Annotated in this window: 25 protein-coding genes and 3 tRNA genes; 18 read left to right on the forward strand and 10 right to left on the reverse strand. The window is 73.9% G+C overall.

The window, feature by feature from the left end; genetic code table 11:
* The first annotated feature begins 102 nt into the window (after positions 1-102).
* From ACN260_RS28285 to ACN260_RS28295, 3 genes are all read left to right on the forward strand, one after another.
* Complete coding sequence (locus tag ACN260_RS28285) at positions 103-573, forward strand: TadE/TadG family type IV pilus assembly protein (RefSeq protein ID WP_422756857.1); 471 nt, start codon at positions 103-105, stop codon at positions 571-573.
* Positions 574-626: 53 nt separating this feature from the next.
* The gene (locus tag ACN260_RS28290) at positions 627-1001 is read left to right on the forward strand and encodes a hypothetical protein (protein ID WP_145922502.1); all 375 of its coding nucleotides are present in this window, start codon (positions 627-629) and stop codon (positions 999-1001) included.
* Positions 1002-1077: 76 nt separating this feature from the next.
* Positions 1078-2349, forward strand: a complete 1272-nt coding sequence (locus tag ACN260_RS28295; RefSeq protein WP_422753843.1) for a LysM peptidoglycan-binding domain-containing protein — start codon at positions 1078-1080, stop codon at positions 2347-2349.
* A gap of 216 nt (positions 2350-2565) precedes the next feature.
* On the opposite strand, the gene ACN260_RS28300 is transcribed toward ACN260_RS28295, so the two are convergent.
* Together ACN260_RS28300 and ACN260_RS28305 are read right to left on the reverse strand one after the other, a co-directional pair.
* The gene (locus tag ACN260_RS28300) at positions 2566-3417 is read right to left on the reverse strand and encodes a Rieske 2Fe-2S domain-containing protein (protein ID WP_422753844.1); all 852 of its coding nucleotides are present in this window, start codon (positions 3415-3417) and stop codon (positions 2566-2568) included.
* Positions 3418-3599: 182 nt separating this feature from the next.
* Positions 3600-3857, reverse strand: coding sequence for a flavin reductase (locus ACN260_RS28305; RefSeq protein WP_308447882.1), 258 nt, complete (start codon positions 3855-3857; stop codon positions 3600-3602).
* 383 nt (positions 3858-4240) lie between these two features.
* Between ACN260_RS28305 and ACN260_RS28310 the strand changes: the two genes are divergently transcribed.
* The 3 genes from ACN260_RS28310 (at position 4241) to ACN260_RS28320 (ending at position 6113) form a co-directional block, all read left to right on the forward strand.
* Positions 4241-5008 carry a helix-turn-helix domain-containing protein gene (locus ACN260_RS28310; protein ID WP_422753845.1) on the forward strand — a complete coding sequence of 256 codons (768 nt, stop codon included), beginning with the start codon at positions 4241-4243 and terminating at the stop codon, positions 5006-5008.
* On the forward strand, positions 4999-5190 hold the full coding sequence (locus ACN260_RS28315; RefSeq protein ID WP_422753846.1) for a DUF397 domain-containing protein: 192 nt from the start codon (positions 4999-5001) through the stop codon (positions 5188-5190). Before ACN260_RS28310 ends, ACN260_RS28315 begins: the two co-directional genes overlap by 10 nt.
* Positions 5191-5357: 167 nt before the next feature.
* Complete coding sequence (locus ACN260_RS28320; protein WP_422753847.1) at positions 5358-6113, forward strand: crotonase/enoyl-CoA hydratase family protein; 756 nt, start codon at positions 5358-5360, stop codon at positions 6111-6113.
* Positions 6114-6222: 109 nt separating this feature from the next.
* On the opposite strand, the gene ACN260_RS28325 is transcribed toward ACN260_RS28320, so the two are convergent.
* The 3 genes from ACN260_RS28325 to ACN260_RS28335 form a co-directional block, all read right to left on the reverse strand.
* Positions 6223-7707: a dihydrolipoyl dehydrogenase family protein gene (locus ACN260_RS28325; RefSeq protein WP_422753848.1), complete on the reverse strand. Its 1485-nt coding sequence runs from the start codon at positions 7705-7707 to the stop codon at positions 6223-6225.
* 100 nt (positions 7708-7807) lie between these two features.
* Positions 7808-9130, reverse strand: coding sequence for a cryptochrome/photolyase family protein (locus ACN260_RS28330; protein ID WP_422753849.1), 1323 nt, complete (start codon positions 9128-9130; stop codon positions 7808-7810).
* A complete protein-coding gene (locus ACN260_RS28335; RefSeq protein ID WP_422753850.1) occupies positions 9127-10038 on the reverse strand; it encodes a phytoene/squalene synthase family protein in 912 nt (303 codons plus the stop codon). The genes ACN260_RS28330 and ACN260_RS28335 overlap by 4 nt, the downstream gene beginning before the upstream one ends.
* Positions 10039-10103: 65 nt before the next feature.
* Here ACN260_RS28335 and ACN260_RS28340 point away from each other — a divergent pair, with 65 nt between their 5' ends.
* From ACN260_RS28340 to ACN260_RS28380, 9 genes are all read left to right on the forward strand, one after another.
* Complete coding sequence (locus tag ACN260_RS28340; protein WP_422753851.1) at positions 10104-11258, forward strand: polyprenyl synthetase family protein; 1155 nt, start codon at positions 10104-10106, stop codon at positions 11256-11258.
* 28 nt (positions 11259-11286) lie between these two features.
* Positions 11287-12768 carry a phytoene desaturase family protein gene (gene crtI / locus ACN260_RS28345; RefSeq protein ID WP_422753852.1) on the forward strand — a complete coding sequence of 494 codons (1482 nt, stop codon included), beginning with the start codon at positions 11287-11289 and terminating at the stop codon, positions 12766-12768.
* A 4-nt stretch (positions 12769-12772) separates the two neighbouring features.
* Positions 12773-13408: an isopentenyl-diphosphate Delta-isomerase gene (idi, locus tag ACN260_RS28350; RefSeq protein ID WP_422753853.1), complete on the forward strand. Its 636-nt coding sequence runs from the start codon at positions 12773-12775 to the stop codon at positions 13406-13408.
* Positions 13398-14354 (forward strand): MerR family transcriptional regulator, encoded by a 957-nt coding sequence (locus ACN260_RS28355; RefSeq protein WP_422753854.1) that lies wholly within the window; start codon positions 13398-13400, stop codon positions 14352-14354. Before idi ends, ACN260_RS28355 begins: the two co-directional genes overlap by 11 nt.
* 62 nt (positions 14355-14416) lie before the next feature.
* The gene (locus ACN260_RS28360; protein WP_422753855.1) at positions 14417-15205 is read left to right on the forward strand and encodes a polysaccharide deacetylase family protein; all 789 of its coding nucleotides are present in this window, start codon (positions 14417-14419) and stop codon (positions 15203-15205) included.
* Between the two features lie 143 nt (positions 15206-15348).
* Positions 15349-15421, forward strand: a tRNA-Glu gene (locus tag ACN260_RS28365).
* Between the two features lie 31 nt (positions 15422-15452).
* Positions 15453-15529, forward strand: a tRNA-Asp gene (locus ACN260_RS28370).
* A gap of 102 nt (positions 15530-15631) precedes the next feature.
* Positions 15632-15705 (forward strand) — tRNA-Phe (locus ACN260_RS28375).
* A gap of 198 nt (positions 15706-15903) precedes the next feature.
* Complete coding sequence (locus ACN260_RS28380; RefSeq protein WP_422753856.1) at positions 15904-16428, forward strand: SRPBCC family protein; 525 nt, start codon at positions 15904-15906, stop codon at positions 16426-16428.
* A gap of 57 nt (positions 16429-16485) precedes the next feature.
* On the opposite strand, the gene ACN260_RS28385 is transcribed toward ACN260_RS28380, so the two are convergent.
* Positions 16486-17202, reverse strand: a complete 717-nt coding sequence (locus tag ACN260_RS28385; RefSeq protein ID WP_422753857.1) for a DUF2786 domain-containing protein — start codon at positions 17200-17202, stop codon at positions 16486-16488.
* 126 nt (positions 17203-17328) lie between these two features.
* Here ACN260_RS28385 and ACN260_RS28390 point away from each other — a divergent pair, with 126 nt between their 5' ends.
* The gene (locus tag ACN260_RS28390; protein WP_422753858.1) at positions 17329-17742 is read left to right on the forward strand and encodes a hypothetical protein; all 414 of its coding nucleotides are present in this window, start codon (positions 17329-17331) and stop codon (positions 17740-17742) included.
* 46 nt (positions 17743-17788) lie between these two features.
* On the opposite strand, the gene ACN260_RS28395 is transcribed toward ACN260_RS28390, so the two are convergent.
* On the reverse strand, positions 17789-18178 hold the full coding sequence (locus ACN260_RS28395) for a hypothetical protein (protein WP_204928428.1): 390 nt from the start codon (positions 18176-18178) through the stop codon (positions 17789-17791).
* Between the two features lie 183 nt (positions 18179-18361).
* Here ACN260_RS28395 and ACN260_RS28400 point away from each other — a divergent pair, with 183 nt between their 5' ends.
* Entirely contained in the window at positions 18362-19717 is a 1356-nt protein-coding gene (locus ACN260_RS28400) for an ABC transporter substrate-binding protein (RefSeq protein ID WP_422753859.1), read from the forward strand.
* Between the two features lie 52 nt (positions 19718-19769).
* Here ACN260_RS28400 and ACN260_RS28405 read toward each other — a convergent pair whose 3' ends face one another.
* Both ACN260_RS28405 and ACN260_RS28410 read right to left on the reverse strand, forming a co-directional pair.
* Entirely contained in the window at positions 19770-20513 is a 744-nt protein-coding gene (locus tag ACN260_RS28405) for an enoyl-CoA hydratase/isomerase family protein (protein ID WP_421484984.1), read from the reverse strand.
* Positions 20510-21364 (reverse strand): 3-hydroxyacyl-CoA dehydrogenase family protein, encoded by an 855-nt coding sequence (locus tag ACN260_RS28410; RefSeq protein WP_422753860.1) that lies wholly within the window; start codon positions 21362-21364, stop codon positions 20510-20512. The genes ACN260_RS28405 and ACN260_RS28410 overlap by 4 nt, the downstream gene beginning before the upstream one ends.
* Positions 21365-21534: 170 nt before the next feature.
* On the opposite strand from ACN260_RS28410, the gene ACN260_RS28415 reads away from it, so the two are divergent.
* Positions 21535-21837 carry a hypothetical protein gene (locus ACN260_RS28415; RefSeq protein WP_204928431.1) on the forward strand — a complete coding sequence of 101 codons (303 nt, stop codon included), beginning with the start codon at positions 21535-21537 and terminating at the stop codon, positions 21835-21837.
* A gap of 31 nt (positions 21838-21868) precedes the next feature.
* On the opposite strand, the gene ACN260_RS28420 is transcribed toward ACN260_RS28415, so the two are convergent.
* A complete protein-coding gene (locus ACN260_RS28420) occupies positions 21869-22651 on the reverse strand; it encodes a class I SAM-dependent methyltransferase (RefSeq protein ID WP_422753861.1) in 783 nt (260 codons plus the stop codon).
* Between the last annotated feature and the right edge of the window lie 15 nt (positions 22652-22666).

Genomic DNA, 22666 nt, shown 5'->3' on the forward strand with positions numbered 1-22666 from the left:
CGCCCCGCCCGGGGGGAACGGGCCGTCACCCCCGCCCCGCGATCCGGCTGCCCCGCCGAGGTGGTCGTGCACGCCGCCGGGCGCACCCCGGGCGACGTGCCGGTGGACCGGGCTGCGGGGCGTACCCGGGGGTCGGTGTCGGTGGAGGTGGCGGTGCTGGCCCCGGCGTTCCTGGCGCTGCTGATGCTGGCCGGGGTGGCCGGCCGGGTCGCCGTCGCCGACGAGGCGGTGGAGGCGGCGGCCCACGACGCCGCGCGGGCCGCCTCGATCGCCCGCGACGCCGGCACGGCGGAGAGCGCCGCGCGGTCGGCCGCCCGCCGGCAGCTCGACTGGCGGGGCCTCAACTGCGCCAGCGCACCCCAGGTCACGGTCTGGGGTTCCACCCGCAACTCCGACCACACGTCGCTGAGCGCGGCGTTCCGGCAGCAACTCGGCGAGCCGGCGAGCGTCTGGGTCCGGGTGAGCTGCACGGTCTCGTTCGCCGGGATGCGCTTCCCCGGGCTGCCGATGGGCGACAAGCGGGTCGAGGCCACGTTCGGCTCCCCGCTGGACCGTTACCGGAGCCGGCAGTGACCGCCCGACCCACCGGTGACGAGGGCCGGATCAGCCTGTTCCTGGCCGTCGCCATGATCGGCGTGCTGGCGGTCATCGGTGTCGCGTACGACGGCGCGGGTCAGCTGCGTACCCTGCAACGCGCCGACGACCTGGCCGCCGAGGCGGCCCGCAGCGGCGGGCAGGTGATCGACCGGGCCGCCGCGATCGAGGGCCGGCCCAAGGTGATCGACGAGCCGGGTGCCCGCGCGGCCGTCGCGCAGTACCTGCGGGGCAACTCCGACGTGACCGGGCAGCAGGTCAGCTTCCCGGTGGTGGCCGGCGAGAAGCAGATCCGGGTACGCGTCACCGTCGTCTACCGCCGGCACCTGCTCGGCCTCATCGGCATGGACCGCACCGTCACCGTGGCCGGCGAGGCGACCGCCCGCACCCTCACCGACCGACCATGAACCCGCTGGCCCGGCGGACCCGTCGGCCCACGCACCCGGTGCCCCCGCACCGGCAGACCGTAGGAAGGAGGGCAGCATGACCACACCGCGTGGTTCCACCGCCCGACGAACCGGCCAGTTGCTCACCGGCTTCGGGTCGCTGGTGGTCCTGATGGCGTTGCTGGTCGGCGCACCGGTGGCGCTGCTCGCCTTCGCCGGCAACCCGCTGCCCGACCACCTGCCCACCCTCGGCGAGGTCGGCACCGTGCTGACCAGCCGGGACGACGGGCAGCTCTTCATCCGGGCGCTCGCGCTGGTGGGCTGGTTCGGCTGGGCGACGTTCGCGTTCTCGGTGCTGGTGGAGATCGGGGCCCAGGTGACCCGCCGGCAGACGCCCCGGCTGCCCGGTATGCGCCGGCAGCAGCGGGCGGCGGCGGCCCTGTTGGGCTCGGTCGCGCTGATCATCGCGGCCAGTCCGGCGGCGAGCGCGGCGGTGACCCTGACCCAGCCGATGCCGGCCGCCGCCGGCACCGGGGTGGCGACGACGTTGGACGCCTCCCGTACCGGCCTGGGGGCCGCCCCCAGCGCCGGCCTCGGTGGCGCCGCCCTCGGTGCCGCCCCCGGCACCGGTCTCGGTCCCGTCCCCGGTGCCGAGAAGCCGGTCTACCGGGTGGCCCGGGGCGACTACCTGGGCGAGGTGGCCGAACGCTACCTGGACGACTTCGACCGCTACCCCGAGGTGGCCCGGCTCAACGACCTGCGCGACGCCGACCGGATCAAGCCGGGCCAGCTCATCAGGCTCCCCGCCGAGGCCGACGACACCGGTGCCCGACGGCACGCCAGCGGCCGTCTCGTCCCGGGTACGCCCCGCAAGCCGTCCCCGCGCCCGCCCGCCACCACCCCCGGCGGCCAGGCCGACCCGCAGCACCAGGGTGCGCCTTCCACCCCGGGCAAGCCGACCGGGCCCGCCGCCTCGAAGCCGACCGGTCCGGCCACCCCGAAGCCGGGGAAGATCGGGCCGGCCGCCCCGCAGACTGCCACCCCGCAGACCGCCCAACCGCCCGCCGAGCGGCCGGTCGGCGTGCCACCGGCGATGGCCGCCGGGGCGTCCCGGGGCACCCCGGACGACCCGATCAACCGGCCGCTGGCCGTGTCGGCGGTACTGGCCGTGGCGAGCATCGTCGGCGCGCAGATCGGTGCGGTGCTCGGCCTGCGTCGCCGCCCCGTCCGGGTGACCGCCGGCCGTACCTCGGCCGCCCGGATCGCCGCCGCCCGGATGTCCACCACCGGTCGCACCCCGGGCCGCTCGATGGGCAGCCGCGCCTCCGCCGCCCGGGACCTGGTCACCGGCCGCCACCGCCGCGACTGACCCGATTCCCCTTCGCCCGTTACCCCCCAACTCGCCCAACCCCGGGCCGCCCCAGCGGGGTCGCCCCAGCGGGGTCGCCCCGGTGATCAAGAAGTTTGCGTCAAGTGATCAAGAGGTTTGCGTCAAGTTGAAGATCGACTTTGACGCAAACCTCTTGATCGACCTCTGAAAGCGAGAGCGGGGCGGGGCGGGGTGGAGGCGGGAGCGGGGTGGGGGTCAGGGGAGGCGGGTCTGTAGGGTGCCGTCGACCACGCGGGTGGGGAGGATCTGCTGGTCGGTGGCGGAGGGGCCGTGGACGACCTCGCCGCCGTTGAGCCGGAACGCCGAACCGTGCCAGGGGCAGACCACACAGGCGTGCCCGTCGATCTCCTGCACCTCGCCCTCGCCGAGCGGGCCGCTCTGGTGCGGGCAGCGCTCCAGCATGACGGTGACCTCGTCGCCGTGCCGGTAGAGGATCACCGAGACGTCGTCCACCTCGCGGGTCACCAGCTCGCGCTGCGGCAGCCCGGCCAGGTCGGCCACCGGCCGCCACCCGTCGCCCATCCGGTGCAGCTCGGAGACGCTCTGACTGACCTGCGCCCCCTGCTTGTACGCCAGGTGCCCACCGAGGTACGCCCCGGCGCTCGCCGCGCCCAGCCCCAGGTAGGCCAGGGCCCGCCCGACGCCGTGCCGGCCGGTCAACCGGGCCGCGAGGGAGCCGGCGTACAGGGTCAGGCCGACGGTGTTGGCGGCGGCGTGCACCAGCCCCACCCGGCGCTGGTCCCGGGAGAGTTCCGCCCAGTCGTTGAGCCCGGCCACGGCGGCGGGAACCGCGCTCACGGTGCCCAGCGCGACCAGCGTGGTGGCCGCGCGACGCTGCCCGGGGAGCAGGTCGACCACTGCGGCGCTGATCCAGGCCCCCACCGGCACCTGCACCATCGCCGGGTGCAGCGGGTGGCCCAGGAAGACGCCGTGCAGCAGGTCGCGTACCCGCTGCGGGCGCAGGGTCGCCTGGACGGCACGCTGCAACCGGTCGCCGGTGCGGTCCAGCGCGGTGGCCTGTTCGAGTTTCGTCAGCAACGCTCGCACCCCGTCCGACTTCCCGCCTGACCGGGTCGCAAACCGGGCGACCGGCACCAATCCGGTGTTCCCGGCTCGATCGACCCAACGGCGGCCAGGTAGCGGTACCGACGCCTCCCGGACACCGCACCATCGCCCCACCAGCGTCGCGCCGACGGACGGCCCCGGCGAGGCCGCGCCAGCGGACGGGGTCAGGATGATCCCCGCGCTCGGGCCCAGCCGAGAAATCGGGCCGTCAGGTTCTCGGGGACGACGTGCCCGTTGAGCTGGGAGAGTTGTGCACCTGCCTCCGCCATCAGGGTGCTCAGGTAGACGAGCAGGCCGGTCCGGTCCTCGCGGTACTCCACCAGCAGGGCGAGCCGGGCGGGTTGGCACGGCCACTCCGCGCCGCAGCCCCGGCACCGCCACAGCGGGCGCATCGGCAGGTGCGGTCGGCCCGCCCGGCTCACGCCGACACCCCACACCGCAGGCCCAGCCGGAACAGCCGCAGGCCCCGCCGGAACAGCCGCCACCAGGACGGAAACCACCCGGACGGGTCCAGGCAGGACGGAGGCCGTCCGGACGGGCAACGGCGACGTGTCGGGGCGCCCGGGCGGCGGTGTGGTCGGCTGTGGTGCGGGCAGCGGTGTCGCACTGTGCGTCTCCTTCCGGGTGGATCGGGGCCGCCCCATCCGTCCTCGGCGGGGCGGCCCCGGGCTGGACGTCGACCGCCGGGTTCCCTCACCTCCACCGGTCGCGCCGCCCTCCGCCACAGCCTGCCTCTTCGTGGTCGGACAGATACACCGCGTAGGCGTATGGTAAGCGGAAATCTGAGACGTCCAATGGAGGAGTCGTGAACGATGCGCTGCGCGCGGCACTCAACGAAACCGGCTACACCGCCGAATCTCTCGCTGAGCGGGTCGGTGTCGATCCCAAGACGGTGGGTCGCTGGCTGAGTGAGGGGCGGATACCACATGCCCGGCACCGGGTGGCCGCAGCGGAGGCGCTCCGGCGGGACATCGTGGACATCTGGCCGGACACTTCAAGACGTCGTGAGCCGGTGTGGTTCCGTCCCTGGCAGGAGATCGAACGCGACGCGCTGTCGCTACGCTCATTCGAGTCCACCGTGGTCCCCGGCCTGCTCCAGACCGAGGCGTACGCCCGAGCCGTCCTGCTCGGGGCCGGCACCCTGCCCCGGGGCGACGTCGACAGGCACCTCGCGGCCCGACTCGCCCGCCAGTCCATCCTGAAGCGCGACGATCCGCCGCAGCTCACGGTGGTGCTCGACGAGACGGTCCTGCGCCGGCCGGTCGGCGGCCGGCAGACCATGCACGGGCAACTGCTCGCCCTCGCCACGGCCTGCGACCAACCGCACGTCCGGGTGCACGTCGTGCCGGCCACCGTCGGCGAGTACGCCGGCCTGAACGGGCCCTTCGTGATCGCCACCAGCCCGGATCACCGGATGGCGGGCTACCTCGACAACCAGCTACAGGGGCAGGTGATTAGCGATCTCGATGACCTCGCCGCCATGATGACAGCGTGGGAGAACGTGCGCGGCGAGGCGTTGTCCCACCGGCAGTCCGTCGATCTGATCACGAAGGTGGCCCAGACATGGAACTGAACCACGCCCGCTGGCGCAAGAGCACCCGCAGCAGCGGCAACGGCGGAAACTGCGTCGAGGTGGCCGACAACCTGCCCGGGGTGATCGCCGTACGCGACTCCAAGGACCCCGCCGGCCCCGCCCTGACCTTCACCCCCACCGCCTGGCGCTCGTTCCTCACCCGGGTCACCGACCGCCCCTGACCCACCCCGTCCCGCCCCCACCGTCGCGCCCGTCGCCCGGTCACGGAGATCCACTCAACGGCGGCCAGGTAGCGGCATCACCCTGCCCCGGACACCGCAACATCGCCCCACCAGCGCCAGCCCCACGCCGGCCCCCACGCGCCCCGCGCGTGCGGGATGCTGGGGGGATGGCGGTGCATGTTGTCCGGGACGGGGCGGTGACCACGGTGATCCTCGACCGGGCGGCGTCCCGTAACGCCGTCGACGGGCCGACCGCGCGGGCGCTCGCCGACGCGTTCCGCGGGTTCGAGGCCGACCCGGACGCCCGGGTCGCGGTGCTCTGGGGTGCGGGCGGCACGTTCTGCTCGGGTGCCGACCTCAAGGCCATCGGCACGCCGAGCGGCAACCGGGTCGAGCCCGACGGCGACGGCCCGATGGGCCCGACCCGGATGGCACTGTCCAAGCCGGTCATCGCGGCGATCTCCGGGTACGCGGTGGCGGGCGGCCTGGAGCTGGCGCTCTGGTGCGATCTGCGGGTCGCCGAGTCGGACGCGGTGCTCGGGGTGTTCTGCCGACGGTGGGGGGTGCCGCTGATCGACGGTGGCACCGTGCGGCTGCCCCGGCTGATCGGCCAGAGCCGGGCGATGGACCTGATCCTCACCGGCCGTCCGGTGCCCGCCGACGAGGCGTACGCGATGGGGCTGGTGAACCGGGTGGTCGCGCCGGGTGAGGCACGGGCGGCGGCCGAGCGGCTGGCCGCCGAGATCGCCCGGCACCCGCAGACCTGCCTGCGCAACGACCGGGCGGCGGTGCTGGCCGGGGCCGACCGGCCCGAGCCGGAGGCGCTCGCCACCGAACTCGCCTACGGGATGGACTCGCTCGCGGCCGACGCGCGGGCCGGCGCGGCCCGGTTCGCCGCCGGGGCCGGCCGCCACGGCGCGTGACCCGGCCCGCACCGCAACCACCCGCCACCCGGCCCGCACCGACCGGAAGCGCCAGCCGGCCTGCACCGGCCGGGAGCGCCGCCCGGCCGGAACCGGGCGGCGCGGTGGCTCAGCCCAGGTCGTCCAGGGCGCTCTGGATGGCCCGGTGGAACGTCGGGTACGCGTAGATCATGTGCCGGAGCTGACTGACCGGTACGGCCGCGTGCACCGCCACCACCAGCGCCGAGAGCACCTCGCCGCCGGCCGGGCCGACCGAGGTCGCCCCGATCAGCACCCCCTGGTCGGCGTCGGCGATCACCTTGATGAAGCCGCCCGGTTCGCTCTTGTGGATCCAGCCCCGGGTGGACGACGACAGCTCGGTGAACCCGACCTGCACGTTGATGCCCCGCTCACGGGCCTGCCGTTCGGTGAGCCCGACCGCGCCCACCTCGGGGTCGGTGAAGGTGACCCGGGGCAGCGCCCGGTAGTCGGCCCTGGGCACCGTGCCGGCGGCGCCGCTGGGACCGGCCGCGCCCATCGAGCCTCCGACCGCACTGGCCGCGCCCATCGCGCCACCGACCACGCTGGCGGTGCCGCTGGCGTCGGGGCCGGCCTGGGCCCGCCGGACCCGGTCGAGCACGTCGGCGACCACGATCGACGCCTGGTACATGGCGATGTGGGTGAACGCGCCCTCGCCGGTGACGTCGCCGACCGCCCAGATCCCGTCGGTGACGTGCATCCGGTCGTCCACCGGCAGGTAGCGCTGCCCGGCGTCGATCCCGACGGTGTCCAGCCCCAGCTCGTCCAGGTGGGCCCGGCGGCCGGTGACCACCAGGAGCTGGTCGGCGCTGAACGACCGCTCACCGGCGTGCACGGTGAACGTGTCGCCGTCGTGGTCGATCCGCTCGGCCTTCACGTCGGTGGCGATCTCCACCCCGTCGGCGCGCAGCGCGGCGGCGGCCACCTCGGACGACTCCGGTTCCTCTAGGGCGAGGATCCGTCCGGACGCCTCCAGCACGGTCACCCGGACCCCGAACCGGGCGAAGACCTGCGCCAGTTCCGCCCCGATCGCCCCACCACCGAGGACCAGCAGGCTCGCCGGCAGCTCCGCCACCTCGATCGCCTGGTGGTTCGTCCAGTACGGGGTGTCGGCCAGCCCGTCGATCGGTGCTATCGAGGGGCGGGTGCCGGTGCCGAGGACGATGCCGTGCCGGGCCTGGAACACCCGGTCACCGACCCGGACCCGGCCGGGGCCGTCCAGCCGGCCGCTGCCGCGCAGGAACCGGCCGCCCTTGCCGGTGAACCGGTCCACGGCGGCCCGGTCGTTCCAGTCGTCGGTGGCCTCCTCCCGGATGCGTTTCGCCACCGCCGTCCAGTCGGCCCGGACCTGCGCCGAGCCGGCCAGCCCGTCGACCCGACGGGCCTCGGCCAGGGCGTTCGCCGCCCGGATCATCATCTTGCTGGGGACGCAGCCCCAGTACGGGCACTCCCCGCCGACCAGGTCCCGTTCGACGCCGACGACGCTCAGGCCGGCCTCGGCGAGTCGCCCGGCCACCTCCTCGCCGCCCACGCCGAGCCCGACCACGACCACGTCCACCAGTTCCGGCTCTGCCATCCCGCCAGCATTGCGCACCGTCCGGGCTCCGGCCACCGCTCCACCCCGGAATTCCCGCCCCGGTGCGCGAGCCGGACCGGGCCGGCGAAACGGAACGGGCTCAGCGCAGCCAGACCGGATCGGCGCCGGGCACCTCCAGCGGTGGCGGGTAGTCGAGGGTGCGGCGGACCTCGGGGGGCAGCCGCCACGGTTGGTGTACGGCCTTGCCGGCGACCGTCGCCAGCTCGGGCACCCAGCGGCGCACGTACCCGCCGTCGGGGTCGTAGCGTTCAGCCTGGCGGACGGGGTTGAGCCCCCGGTAGGGGCGGCTGTCGTTGCCGGTGCCGGCCACCCACTGCCAGTTTCCGGAGTTGTCGGGCACGTCGCCGTCGAGCAGCCAGCGGGAGAAGACCGCGAGTCCGGGCCGCCAGTCGAGGCCGAGCACCTTGGTCAGGTAGCCGGCGGTGATCAGCCGGGCCCGGTTGTGCATCCAGCCTTCGGCGTGCAGTTGGCGCATGCCGGCGTCCACGATCGGCATCCCGGTGCGGCCGTCGGTCCAGGCGTCGAGTGCCGCCGCGTCGTACCGCCAGTCCTCGGTGGCCCCGCGCCGGTACGCCTTCGCCGCGATCTCCGGGAAGGCGGCGGTGACCTGGTGGTAGAAGTCCCGCCAGCAGAGCTGCCGGACGAACGGGTGCCCCCGGTCGGCGGCCCGGTTCGCCACGGTCAGCGGGGACAGGCAGCCGAACCGCAGGTACGGGCTGAGCCGGGAGGTCTCGTCGGCGGCCAGGTCATCGTGGATGTCGTCGTACCGGGCAAGGGTGGGCAACCACCGCGTGAGCCGGTGCCGCCCGACGGACTCGCCGCCGACCGCGGCGTCCGGCGACTCCCCTTTCGGTGCCGCCGGAAGCCGGCCGACGGCGATCCCGGTGGGCAGGGTGACCCGCCGGGGCGCGGCCAGTTCCTCCCGCCACCGCGCCCCCGACCAGACCCGGTGGTACGGGGTGAACACCCGGTAGTGGTCGCCGCCGCCGGGCCGCAGCTCCCCCGGTTCGACGACGGTCACCCCGGGGAACAGCCGCAGGAACATCCGGTGCCTGTCGCACTCGGCGCGCAGTCGACGTTCCCGGCGGTGGGCGTAGCGGCTGACGTCGGCGGACAGCCCGATGCCTTCGGCGTCGACCTCACGGGCGAGCCGGATCGTCTCGGCCACCGGGTCGCCCCGGCGGATCACCAGGTCGCCGCCGAGGGTGCGCAGGGTGTCCCGCAGTTCGACGAGGCACTGGTGCAGGAAACGGTTGCGGTTGGGCGAGTGGCCGGCCAGCGCCGGGTCGAGGACGTACAGCGGCACCACCCGGTCGAAGGCGGCGCAGGCCGTCGCCAGGGCCGGGTGGTCGTGCACCCGCAGGTCGCGGGTGAACAGCACGACCGCCGTACGGCCGCTCACGACACCGCCGGGCCGGGCACCACGACCGGGGTGCCGGTACGGGTGAGCAGCGCCTTCGCCGCCACCGCGAGTCGTCGCCGCTGGGGCACCACGGCCCGCCTGGCGAACACGTCGTAGTCCTGGGCGGCGACCTCGTCGAGGATGCCGCCGTAGAGGGCGTAGGCGGTGCGCATACATGCCTGGGAGGCGGGGGCGAGCAGGGTGATGCCGGGCGCGGCGGCGGCGTAGTGGGCCTGGGCGCGGGTCACCTCGTACTCGATGAGGTCGCGGATGCGGTCGGTGCTGTGGCCGGCGGCCCGCGCGGCGAGCAGGTCCTCGCGGGTGACGTTGAACTTGGCCAGGTCCTCGTCGGGCAGGTAGGTGCGGCCCCGGTCGAGGTCCTCCGCGACGTCCCGGATGAAGTTGGTGAGCTGGAAGGCGAAGCCGAGTTGCCGGGCCGGCTCGCGGGCGGCGACCGGGTCGGAGCTGCCGAGGATGGGCAGCATCATGGTGCCGATGACCGCCGCCGAGCCTTCCATGTAGTCGAGCAGGTCGTCGTAGGTCGGGTAGGTCATGACGGTCAGGTCCATCGCCATGCTGCGTAGGAACGACGCGAAGTCGGCGCGGTCCAGGTCGAACACGGCGATGGTGTGCAGCACCGCCGGTAGCAGCGGGTCGTCGACCGGTTCGCCGTGCAGTCCGGCGACGAAGCGGGCACCCCAGGCGTCCAGGCGGGCGGCGCGTTCGGCGGGCGGCAGGTCCTCGGTGCGGTCGACGATCTCGTCGGCGTAGCGGGTGAATCCGTACAGGGCGTGCACGTGCCGCCGTTTCCATGCGGGCAGCAGCCGGGTGGCGAGATAGTAGGTGCGGCCGTGGTGTTTGTGCAGCTCCTGGGAGCGGGCATAGGCAGCGGTGAGATCGGTGTCCACCCGGGCCTCCTCGGATTCGACGCAGCAATCGACGCAACTCGTAACCCTAGGGTACGCTCCCCCACATGGCCAACGACGCAGTTGCGGGTAATGCGCTCCGCGTCGCACCGGCACAGCCGGGAGCGACGGACGATCCGGTCCGCGGCGTACTGGCCGCTTACGCCCGTGACCTGGTCAACGGGGTCGACGAGACGTTGTCGGCGTTCCTCGCCCGCGAGGTCGACGCGCTGACCGAGATCGACGCAGCGATGGGCGGTTTCGCCGCGACGGCACGCGACTGCGTGCTGGCCGGCGGCAAGCGGGTGCGCCCGACCTTCGCCTACTGGGGCTGGCGGGGGGTGGTGGGCGGCGACGAGCCGTTGCCCACGGTGCTGCCCGCGCTCGCCGCACTGGAACTCCTGCACACCTTCGCCCTGGTGCACGACGACGTGATGGACGCCTCCGACACCCGGCGCGGCCTACCGACCGCACACCGGGCCGCCGCCGAGCGGCACGTCACCGCCGGCCACACCGGTGACCCGCACCGGTTCGGCGAGTCGGTCGCCGTCCTCATCGGCGACCTCTGCCTGGTCTGGGCCGACCGGCTGCTCGCCCACGCCGCCCTGCCGCCGTCCCGGCTCATGGAGGTGCGGCGCTGCTACGACCAGATGCGGGTCGAGACCATCGCCGGGCAGTACCTCGACGTGCTCGGCGAGAACGACGCGGCGAACTGGTCGGTGGACCGGGCGCTGCGGGTGGCCCGCTACAAGACGGCCAGCTACACCGTGCAGCGTCCGCTGCTCTTCGGTGCCTGCCTGGCCGGCACCGACGCCGACGCGCCGCTGATCGCCGCGTACACCCGGTACGGGCTGGCGGTCGGTGAGGCGTTCCAGCTCCGCGACGACCTGCTCGGCGTCTACGGCGACCCGGCCACCACCGGCAAGCCGGCCGGCGACGACCTGCGCACCGGCAAGCCGACCACGCTGCTGATGCTCGCCCGGCAGCTCGCCACCGGCGGACAGCGGCGGGCGTTGGAGCGGGCCGGCAGCCTCACCGGCGCCCGGGAGGTGGCCCGGCTGGCCGACCTCGTCGCCGACACCGGGGCGGTCGCCCGGGTGGAACACATGATCTCCGACCGGGTCGCCGACGCGCTGGCCGCGCTGGAGACCGCGTCGATCGACGAGACCGCGCGCACCGCGCTGACCGGTCTCGCCACCGCCGCCACCACGCGGCGGGCTTGATGGGCAACTTCATGAAGGAGGTGGTCGCGTGCGGACCGTGACGGGACGTACGGACCGGGTGGTGGTCGTGGGCGCGGGCCTGGGCGGGCTGGCGTGCGCGCTGCACCTGGCCGGCAGCGGCCGGCAGGTGACCGTGCTGGAACGCGAACCGGTGCCGGGCGGGCGGGCCGGTCGGCTCAGCGTCGACGGGTACGAGTTCGACACCGGCCCCACCGTGCTCACCATGCCCGACCTGATCGCCGAGGCGCTGGGTGCGGTCGGCGAGGAGCTGCACGACTGGCTCGACCTGACCCCGCTGGACCCCGCCTACCGGGCCTACTACCCGGACGGCTCCACCCTGGACGTGATCACCGACACCACCCGGATGGCGGCCGAGATCTCCCGGGTCTGCGGCCCCCGCGAGGCCGACGGGTACCTGCGGTTCGTCGACTACGCCCGCAACCTGTGGAACTGGGAGCGGGCCGACTTCATCGACCGCAACCTGGACGCCCCGACCGACCTGCTCACCGGCAACCTGCTGAAGCTGCTGGCGAACGGGGCGTTCCGCCGGCTCCAGACCAAGATCAACCAGTTCTTCTCCGACCCGCGCACCCAGCGGATCTTCTCCTTCCAGGCGATGTACGCCGGGCTCGCGCCGCACGACGCGCTGGCCATCTACAGCGTCATCGCTTACCTCGACTCGGTCGCCGGGGTCTACTTCCCGCGCGGCGGCATCCACGCCGTCTCCAAGGGGATGGCCGGCGCGGCCGAGAAGCACGGCGTCCAGATCCGCTACGACACCACGGTCACCCGGGTGGAGACCGCCAACGGCCGGGCCACCGGCGTGGTCACCGCCGACGGCGAGCTGATCGGAGCCGACGTGGTGGTGCTCAACCCGGACCTGCCGGTCGCCTACCGCGACCTGCTGCCCGAGGGTCGGCAGCGGAAGCTGACCTACTCGCCGTCGTGCGTCGTCCTGCACGTCGGATCGACGCAGGGGTATGGGAAGATCGCTCATCACAACATCCACTTCGGACGGTCGTGGAAGGGCACCTTCGACGAGGTGATCGGGCGCGGCGAGCTGATGACCGACCCGTCGCTGCTGGTCACCAACCCGAGCCGGACCGACCCGTCGGTCGCCCCGGCCGGCCGGCACACCTACTACGTGCTGGCCCCGGTGCCCAACCTCGACCGGGCCCCGTTCGACTGGCGGGGTGACCTGAGCCGGCGCTACGCCGACCAGCTCGTCACCACCCTGGAGGAACGCGGGTACGTCGGGTTCGGCGCCGGCATCGAGGTGTTGCGTACGATCACCCCCGCCGAGTGGGAGGAGCAGGGAATGGCCGCCGGTACGCCGTTCGCCGCCGCGCACAGCCTCTTCCAGACCGGGCCGTTCCGCCCGTCCAACCTGCACCGCAGCCTGTCCAACGTCGTCTTCACCGGTTCCGGCACCCAGCCCGGCGTGGGCGTGCCGATGGTGCTGATCTCCGGCAAGCTGGCCGCCAACCGCATCACCGGCGCGGGTCGGTGACCGCGTGAAATCCCGGGAGGGCCATCTCGTCGAGCTGGTCGACGACACCGGCCAGGTGCTCGGCGAGGCCACCGTCGCCGCCGCCCACCAGGCACCCGGGCGGCTGCACCGGGCCTTCTCGGTGCTGCTGGTCGACCCGGACGGCCGGGTGCTCCTGCAACAACGGGCCCGGATCAAGACCCGGTTCCCGCTGCGCTGGGCCAACTCCTGCTGCGGGCACCCGCTGCCGGGCGAGTCCCTGGCCGAGGCGGCCAACCGCCGGCTCGCCGAGGAGCTGGGCACCGGACCGGTGTCGCTGACCGAGGTCGGCGTCTACCTCTACTACGCCGAGGACCCGGTCACCGGTCGGGTCGAGTTCGAGTACGACCACGTGCTCCGGGCCGACGTGCCGGCCGACCTCCCCCTCGGGCCCGACCCGGACGAGGTGGCCGAGCTGCGCTGGGCCGACCCGACCCGGTTGCTGGCCGAGATCGACGCCGACCCGCGCACGTACTCCCCCTGGCTCGGCGGGGTGCTGAGCCGGCTGCTCCACCCGGCCCCGAGCGGTCCCGACGCCCCCACCGGCGGTCCCCGGGCCGCCTCCGCCACCCCGTCCGGCCACCGGGTGGACCACGCGTCGGAGCGGTCGGGTGGTCGATGAGCCGCTGAGCGCGGGGGCCGTGGCACGCCGGCTGGGTGTGGCGGTCACCACGCTGCGCACCTGGCACCAGCGCTACGGCCTCGGCCCCAGCCAGCACGTCCCGGGCCACCACCGGCGCTACACGCCTGCCGACCTGGCCCGCCTGGAGATCATGCGCAAGCTCACCGCCGAGGGGGTCACCCCGGCGGAGGCGGCCCGCTGGGCGAAACAGAGTCCGGTCGTCCCCGGCCCCGGGGTCGCCCCCCGGTTGCGGGCGGGAACGGCCCGCGACGGCGGCGGGCAGACCATCCCGGTCGGCCGGGCCGGCCCGGCGGCCCGGGGACTCGCCCGCGCCGCCATGCGGCTCGACGCGGCGGTGATCAGCGACACGATCTCGCACGCCCTGGCCACCGACGGGGTCGTCGCCACCTGGGAAGGGCTGCTCCGGCCGGTGCTGGCCGGTATCGGGGAGCGGCACGTCGCCACCGCCGGCGGTCTGATCGACGTGGAACACCTGGTGTCCCGGTGCGTCTCCGAGGCGTTCGCGGCCGTCGCCCGGTCCGGCCGGGCCACCGGGCCGGCCCGCATCCTGCTCTCCTGCGCCGACGAGGAGCAGCACACCCTGCCGCTGGAGGCGCTCGCCGCGGCGCTGGCCGAGGCGGGGGTGAGCTACCGGATGCTCGGGGCCCGGGTGCCGGCGGCGGCGCTCGTCGAGGCGGTCAACCGGACCGGGCCGGCGGCCGTGGTGGTCTGGTCGCACACCCGGCCGACCGCGGACCCGGCGCAGCTGTCCGCACTGCTCGCGGTGCCCCGCCGGCCGCTGCTGGTGCTCGCCGCCGGGCCTGGCTGGCGGGCCGACACGCTGCCCGCCGGGGTGGTCCGCCCGGTCGACCTGGCCGAGGCGGTCTCGCTCGCACTGGCCGTACGGGACTCGCTGGACCAGTCGACGGGCGCCGACCGGGCCTGACACATTTCGCTTTCGTGAACTACCGTCGGGGCCGTCCGCGTACCCCATCCCCCGGAGTGACGATGCGTTCACGCCCCGTCCTGGCGGTCGTCCTCGGCCTGCTCCTGCTGGTCGCCGGCTGCGGCGACCAGCACCGGAACGTCCGGCCGGCAGCGGCGCCCGCCCCGACCACGACCGCACCGGAGCCGGCACACAGCCCGGCCCCGAAGCCGGCGCCCACCACCAAGCCGAAGCCCCGGCTCCGGCCGAAGCCCAAGACGCTCCCCGCCGGCCTGCGCAAGGCGACCGGGGTACGCGCCGTGGCGTTGACCTTCGACGACGGCCCCGACCCGACCTGGACGCCCCGGGTGCTCAACCAGCTCCGGGCGAACAAGGTGAAGGCGACGTTCTGCGTGGTCGGCACCCAGGTACGCAAGCACCCTGAGCTGGTGGCCCGGATCGTCCGCGAGGGGCACCAGCTCTGCAACCACAGCTGGCACCACGACGTCGACCTGGGCCGCCGGCCGGTCGCCGACATCCGGGCCGACCTGGTGCGCACCAACCAGGCCATCACCAGGGCGGTCCCGGGCGCGAAGGTGCCGTTCTACCGGCAGCCCGGCGGGCGGTGGACGCCCGAGGTGGTGCAGGTCGCCAAGGAACTCGGCATGCGGTCGCTGCACTGGACCGTCGACCCCCAGGACTGGGCGAAGCCCACTTCCGGGGTGATCTCCGGGCGGATCAGGAGTGCCTCCCGCCCCGGTGCGGTGGTGCTGATGCACGACGGCGGGGGAGACCGGAGCCGCACCCTGGGCGCCGTTCCGAAGGTCATCGGCGACCTCAAGCGCCGTTTCGGCATCGCACCACCCCGCTGACCTGCTACTTTGCCGGGCCGCACCCCGGCGGGCATACCGGTTTGGTCGACCGCCGGGGCATGGCATATGCTTCTCATGCCTCCGGCGGGGCCGGATGGGAGCAAGTCCGCTTGAAGTTGCGAGTGTGCAATGATGGCGGGGCCGCCCTCATCGTCTAGCGGCCCAGGACGCCGCCCTTTCAAGGCGGTAGCACGGGTTCGAATCCCGTTGGGGGCACGGTCCGGCTCAGCCGGAGGCAACAGAGCAAGGTCCTGTGGAGCAGTTGGAGTGCTCGCCGCCCTGTCAAGGCGGAGGTCGCGGGTTCAAGTCCCGTCAGGACCGCCAGCGCCGACGCCGCGTGCACCAATGCGCGGCGTTCTGCGTATCGGGACGCGGCACCCTGTCGGCGGAGAACCCGCCATCCGGGTACCATGTCCCGAAGTACCAGGCCAGGTAGCTCAGTTGGTACGAGCGTCCGACTGAAAATCGGAAGGTCGGCGGTTCGACCCCGCCCCTGGCCACATAGCCTTTCGCCGGGCTACAGAGAGCGGTGACCTGCGGAAACGCGGTCACCGTTTTCGTGTTTCCGGGCCCTGTCCGGCATCGACCACCGCCGTGGGCAGCCCACCTGGGACATTCAGGGGCCTCGCTGCCCACTGGCCGGAAGAGCCGGTAGGCGGCGCTGCGCAGCGCACCCCCAGCCGGTATGGTCCGGGCCTATGGGACAGCAGAAGCCAGATCCGGAGGGCGTCCATCAGGACGTCGACCGGTACTCGCTGCGCTGCACCCTCCTCGTCCCCGCCCCGGCGGAGCAGGCGTTCGCGGTCTTCACCGGCTCGCTGGCCGACTGGTGGGTCCGCGAGTACACCTGGTCCGGGCCGGCGGCGCTCGCCGAACTGGGGATGGAGCCCCGGGCCGGCGGCATGCTCTACGAGATCGGCCCGTACGGCTTCCGGGGCGACTGGGGGCGGGTGCTCACCTGGGACCCGCCGCGGCGGCTCGTGTTCACCTGGCAGCTCGGCCCCGACCGGGTGCCGGTGCCCGATCCGGCGCGGGCCAGCGAGGTGGAGGTGCTGTTCCTGCCGGACGAGTCCGGGCGGACCCGCATCGAGTTGGAGCACCGCCACTTCGACCGGCACGGTGAGGCGGCCGAGGGCTACCGGGCGGCGTTGACCGCCGGCTGGTACGAACTGCTCGGCCGCTACCTGGACACCGTCACCCGGACCGCCCCCGACCCGCACTGAGGGCGGGCGCACGCGGCCGGGGTCCGCCAGCGCCATGCGGGAGGAGGACCGGGCCGGTCAGCGGGGCGGGCCACGCAGGGGCGTCCGGCCGGTCGGGCGGCCGACCGGATCGGGGCCGCCGAGGTCGGCCCGGTGGCCGGCCGCCGCGCCCGCGCCGAATCCGGAGCCGGCGAGCCGGCGGGTCGGCGCGGTACGCAGCCGGGGGTAGACCTCGGCGACCCGACGGGCCACCCGGTCCGAGCGGTCGGCCAGCACCAGCGCCACCGACGGGGTGCCGCGCTCCGCCGCCGCGCCCGCCTCGGCGGCCCGCAGCCGCTCGGCGACCACCCGGGCGAAACCGGCCAGCCAGGAGCGGCGGAAGGCGGCCGGCTGCTCACCGGGCGGCACGGTGGTGTCGGCGAGGCCGTGTGCGGCCTGCACGAGCAGCGAGGTGAACAGCAGTTCGACCCGTTCCAGGTCGCTGGCGAAGCCGAACAGGTGCAGCGTGAACCCGCTGCCGTCCGGTCGGCGGACGCAGCGGCAGCGCAGCGGGTCGGCCACCGCCGCGAGCAGGCCGGCCTTGTCCCGGGCGTACGGGGCGACGACGTCGACCACCCGGTCGCCGACCGGGTCGGTGGTCGGGTCGCGGGCGGCCAGCAGTGCCCGGTCGACGCCGTACCGGGCGATCAGCTCGGCGGCCTTGGCGGTGAACGCGGCCGACTCGGCGGGGGTGCAGGCCGGGTCCTCGGCCTGGGCCAGGAGCTTGCGCACCTTGCTGAGCATCGCCTCGGACATGCGTCACTGGTACCACAGCGGGTTCACGGTTCTGTCACAGCGGAATCGGAGATCGACAGATATCATCGCCACTCACCGCACCCTGTCCGCGACTCAGGGTCCCCCTCTTCCCCTGGAGGCACCACCATGACATCCCGGCCCGCCCGACTGACCGCGCTCGTCGCCACCCTGCCCCTGTTCTGGTTCGGCACCCCCGCCCACGCCGCCCCGGAGACGAACCTCTCCGCGTCGGCCGCCACCTGCTACGGCGGGGCGGTCCGCTCGTACTTCCAGGTCGGCGGGTGGGGCGGGGACGCCGGGCCGTACAAGGCGAGCACCCGCTGCAAGGACGTCAACGTCAAGAACAGCAGCGAGTTCGGCACCGAGGCGTGCGTGGTCTTCATCGACAAGACCAACAAGTGCAACTACCTGACCTACCTGCCGGCGAAGTCGGACTGGATCACCGTCGCCACCAACGTGCGCGACGGCGCGAACTTCAAGGTCCGCTTCACCAACCTGCGCTACGAGTACGAGCCGCTGGTGGCCTACCACGCGTACTGAGCCGCGCCGCCGGCCCTGCCGCCGACGGGCGGTGGGGCCGGGCGGGTCAGCCGGCCCGGCTGCGCAGTGTCGCCACCGCCGAGCCGGCGAGGGTGAGCAGGCAGTCCGGCAGTTGCCCGTCGGCGACCGCCGCCCCGAACAGCGCCTCGCCGGTGTCGGCGTCGTGATTGGCGTACGCGCTGACGAACCGGGCCACCCAGCGGGTGTCGTACCCCGCCTCGTCGATGCCCGGGAAGTCCAGCGCGCAGGCACCGGGAGGCGGCGGGTCACCGACCATCGTCGCGGCCAGGGTCCAGGCGACCGTGTACGCCCCGGCGAGCCCCGACCGGTCCACCACCGCGTCGAATGTGCCGACCACGGCGGCGCCGTCCCCGGTCAGCGCCGAATGGAGTACGGCGGTAGCGTCGGCGAGCGTCTGATCCGGTACGTCGGTCACCTGCGGCACAGTAGGACGCCAGGTCAAGGGGTCGGGCACCGGAAACGGTGACCACCTGCCGGGACGACGTGACGCAGCGTGCGTTGCACTGTCGGGCCGACGACGAGGGCCGCCTCCCTGGTCCCACGGCCCCCGCCGGCACGCTATGGTGCGCACCGGACCTGCGCCGGAGGAAGGACCACCATGCTCGTAACCCGCGGCCCGCGCGCGGCCATCCTGGCGGCCTGTGCGTCGTTGCTGCTCGCCGTCAGCGCGTGCGGGACGACCGACGACAAGCCCGAGGAGGCGGACACCCCGCAGGTGCGCCTGTACGGCACCGACGGCAACATGCTCAACTCCTTCGCCGCCGAGCTGAAGGACCGGGCCGACCTCGTCGACGGCATGAAGGGCACCACCCCGCTCACGCCGCTCAGTGACGACTTCAAGCAGCGGCTAAGCTCCATCGACCCGAAGTTGACCGACTACCTCTATGCGGCGGAGTCGTACGACGCGGTCATGATCAGCGCGCTGGCCGCCCAGCTCGCGGGCAGCACCGACCCGGCCGACATCGCCAAGCAGATCGTCGGGGTGACCACCAACGGCCAGCGCTGCACGGACGCGGCGGGCTGCCTGGCCCTGGCCCGGGACGGTCAGGACATCGAGTACCGTGGCCCGTCGCTGAACCGGGCCGGGTTCACCGATCTCGGCGAGCCGGCCACCGCCAGCTACGCGACCCTGCACTTCGACAACCAGAAGATCAACGACGCGAAGACCGAGTTCGTCGGTGCGGGCGACGAGTCCGGGGTGAGCACCAAGGCCGCGCCGAAGCCGAAGAAGCAGCGGGGTGGGCGCAACGACCGCAGCGACGGCTCCCCGCTGATCCTCGGTGGCCTGCTGCCCAAGACCGGTGACCTGGCCCTGGCGAATCCACCGCTGGCGGCCGGTGTGGCGCTGGCGATCAAGGAGATCAACGCCGCGGGTGGGGTGCTCGGCGACCCGGTGACCTGGTTCGACGGTGACGACGGCACCAACCCGGCCGTCGCCAGGGCCACCGTGGCCTCGCACGTCAGGAACAAGGTCCAGGTCATCATCGGGGCCGCCGCGTCGGGGATCTCCGCCGCCGTGCTGCCGGACGTGGTGGCGGCCGGCAAGATCCTGTTCTCGCCGTCCAACACCGACGCGGGGTTGAGCCAGGCCGACGACAAGGGCCTCTACTTCCGGACCGCCCCGCCGGACAGCCTCCAGGGCCGGGCGCTGGCCGACGTGATTCTCCGCGACGGCCCGCACAGGATCGTGGTGGTGGCCCGCAAGGACTCCTACGGCGAGGGCCTCCAGGAGACCGTCCGTGCCGAGCTGGAGCGGGCCGGCTTCGGCACCGACCGGGTGAAGCTGCTCACCTACGAGCCGCCGGCCGACGCCAAGGCCCCGCCCGTCGACTTCGGCAGCCTGGCCGGCGAGGTCAAGAACTACAAGCCGGAGGCGGTGCTGGTCATCGGCTTCGGCGAGTCCGCCGGACTGATCAGGGCGCTGGCCGACGCGGGCGTGCCGATCCGGCACTGACGCGACGTCGGCGGGGGGCGGCACCGGGTGAGGTGCCGCCCCCCGCCGACGTTCAGCGGGGCCGGCGACGTTCCAGGAAGTCGGTCATCCGGCGGTGCTTCTCCTCGTCCTCGAAGAGCACCGCCTGGCTGACCAGGTCGAGCTGCGGGTGGGCACCGGGCGGGGCGTCCACCGCGAGCTTGGTCAGCCGCAACGCCAGCGCGGAACCCTTCGCCATCTCGTCGAGCAGCCCGTGCGCGGTGGGCAGCAGTTCCGCCGGCTCGGCCACCACCCGGTTGACCAGGCCGATCCGCAGCGCCTCGTCGGCGTCGACCCGGCGGCCGGTGAAGAGCAGTTCCTTGGCCCGGCCCTCGCCGACCAGGGCCGGCAACCGGTGGGTCGCCCCCGCGCCGGCCAGGATGCCCAACCGCACCTCCGGCTGGCCGAAGACCGCCCGTGCCGTACACACCCGCAGGTCGCAGGCGTACGCCAGCTCCGCGCCACCGCCCAGCGCGGGGCCGTCCACCGCCGCCACGCTCGGCATCGGCAGCGCCCGGAGCCGGGCGAAGGCCGCCGAGTTGATCGCGGCGAGCGCGTCCAGCCGGCCCCGCTCGCGGAGTTGACCGATGTCGGCCCCGCCGGCGAAGAGCCCGTCGGTGCCGCCGGTGAGCAGCAGCAGCCGGGGCCGGGCCTCCAGCGCGGCGCAGACGTCGTGCAGGGCGCCGATCAGATCGGCGTCGATGGCGTTGCGTTTCTCCGGCCGGTCCAGCGTCACCACCACCCGGTCGGGCAGCTCCTCCACCCGTAGCCCGCTCACTGCCGGCGACCGTCCTTCCACGTGTAGAAGCCCTGGCCGGACTTCTTGCCGAGCTTCCCGTCGGCGACCATCTCGACCAGCAGCGGCGGCGGGGCGAACCGGTCACCGTAGGCGGCCTGGAGGGTACGGGCGATGTCCAGCCGCACGTCCAGCCCGACGAGGTCGGTCAGCTCCAACGGGCCGACCGGGTGCCGGTAGCCGAGCACCATCGCCTTGTCCACGTCGGCCGGTGCGGCCACCCCGTCGGCGACCATCCGGATCGCCTCCAGGCCGAGGGTCACCCCGAGCCGGGAGGTGGCGAAGCCGGGCAGGTCGCGTACGACGACGGGGTCCTTGCCCAACCGGCCGGCGAGCGCGACGGCCGCCGCGGTGGTCTCCGGTGCGGTGGCCGCGCCGACCACCACCTCCAGCAGGGTCATCGCCCAGACCGGGTTGAAGAAGTGCAGCCCGAGGAAGGACTCCGGCCGGGACAACCCCCCGGCCAGCTCGCCGATGGGGATGCTGGAGGTGTTGCTGCCCAGCAGCGCCGGGTGCAGCCGTTCGGCCTCGGCGAGCACCGAGCGTTTCAGGTCGGCCCGCTCGGGCACCGCCTCGACGATCACCTCCGGTGCCGGGGCGACCTCGGCGAGCGCCTCCCGCAGGGTGACCCGGTCCCGTTGCGCGGCGGCGGCGTCGGCGTCGAGCTTCCCGCGCTGCACCGCCCGTGCGCACAGCTCGTCGAGGCGGATGGCGGCGGCCTCGGCCCGCCCCCGGTCCACCTCGACCAGTTCGACCGCGTAGCCCGCGCCGGCCGCCACGTAGGCGATGCCGAGCCCCATCGTGCCGGCCCCGACGACGACAAGACGACTCATGGACGCTCCCTCACTGCGCACGGTGACGTGCGGGGTCTCCGGCACGCCTGACCGCTCGCTCCGCTGGCTCATGGGTGCGACCCTATGCAGCACCGTTCCCGGCGGCATGCGTGGGGGACCGCCGCACCGGGTACTGACGGCCCCAACGCCAAGGGAAGGAACCAGTCGACATGAGCCAGGCACCGGAGACCGTGGACAGCGGCACCACCGACGGCACGGCGGTCGTGGAGACGCGCGGCGACGAGCGCGTCGACCTGCTCCGCGCCGACACCAACAACGACGGCAAGACCGACGTGTGGGTGGTGGACACCGACGGCGACGGCCGGGCGGACCTGTTCCAGTTCGACACCGACGGCGACGGCAAGGTCGACATCACCATGGTCGACATCGACGAGGACGGCACCCCGGACGAGGTGGTCGACGGCGACGGCGGCCTCCCCCCGGAGCCGCTCCCGCCGACCGTCCAGGTCTGACGCGGGCGCGGGGGCCCGACCGGGCCCCCGCTCACCCGCCGGTCAGGCGCAGGGTGGCCAGGTAGTACGGGGCGTCGCGGTCGTCCACGTCGGTCAGCCGCCACCCGGTGCCCCGGACCAGTTCGGCCAGTTCCTCGGCGGAGCAGACCAGGTAGTCGAACCACTGCGTGCCGAGTTCCCGGTAGCGCAGCCGCAGCCGCAGTTGCCCGCCGAGCCGCCCCCGCTGCCGGTTGCGCTCGTGGTAGCCGGTGTGCACCGGGTCGGTGGTGCCGTAGGGGTCGGTGCCGTGCGCGATGACCTGCGCGCCGGGCCGGGCCAGGGCGGCCAGCGCGGCGAGGAAGGCCGGTGCCCGTTCCCGCCCCTCGAACAGTCCCAGGTTGTTGCCGAGCAGCAGGAACGTGTCGTAGCGCCGGCCGTCGGCGACGTGTTCGTCGACGGTGCCGAGGACGAGGTCCCGCACGCCCCGGTGCCGGCTGACCCGCAGCGCGCCGGGCGAGGTGTCCAGCCCGGTGACGGGGATGCCGCGTTCCTGGAGCACCAGCGCGATCCGCCCGGCCCCGACGCCGACGTCCAGGGTGGCGCCCCGGGCCCGGTCCACGGCCCGGTGGTCGTACGGCTGCCAGTGTTCCGGCCCGTCCAGGTAGTGCGCGGCGGGGGCCCCGTTGACCAGTCCGTCGTCCCGTTCGATGATCTCGATGACCGGTCGGGGCAGCCGCCCGCCGACCAGCGGCCGGGGGCCGATTCCGGTGTGCACCGCGTACGCGTCACGCAGCAGTTCGCCGAACACGTCGCCGAGTCGAGGTTCTCCGGTCACGACCTGCACGGTATC

It is taken from the genome of Micromonospora sp. WMMD708 (assembly GCF_049315245.1).
Lineage (GTDB): Bacteria > Actinomycetota > Actinomycetes > Mycobacteriales > Micromonosporaceae > Micromonospora > Micromonospora wenchangensis.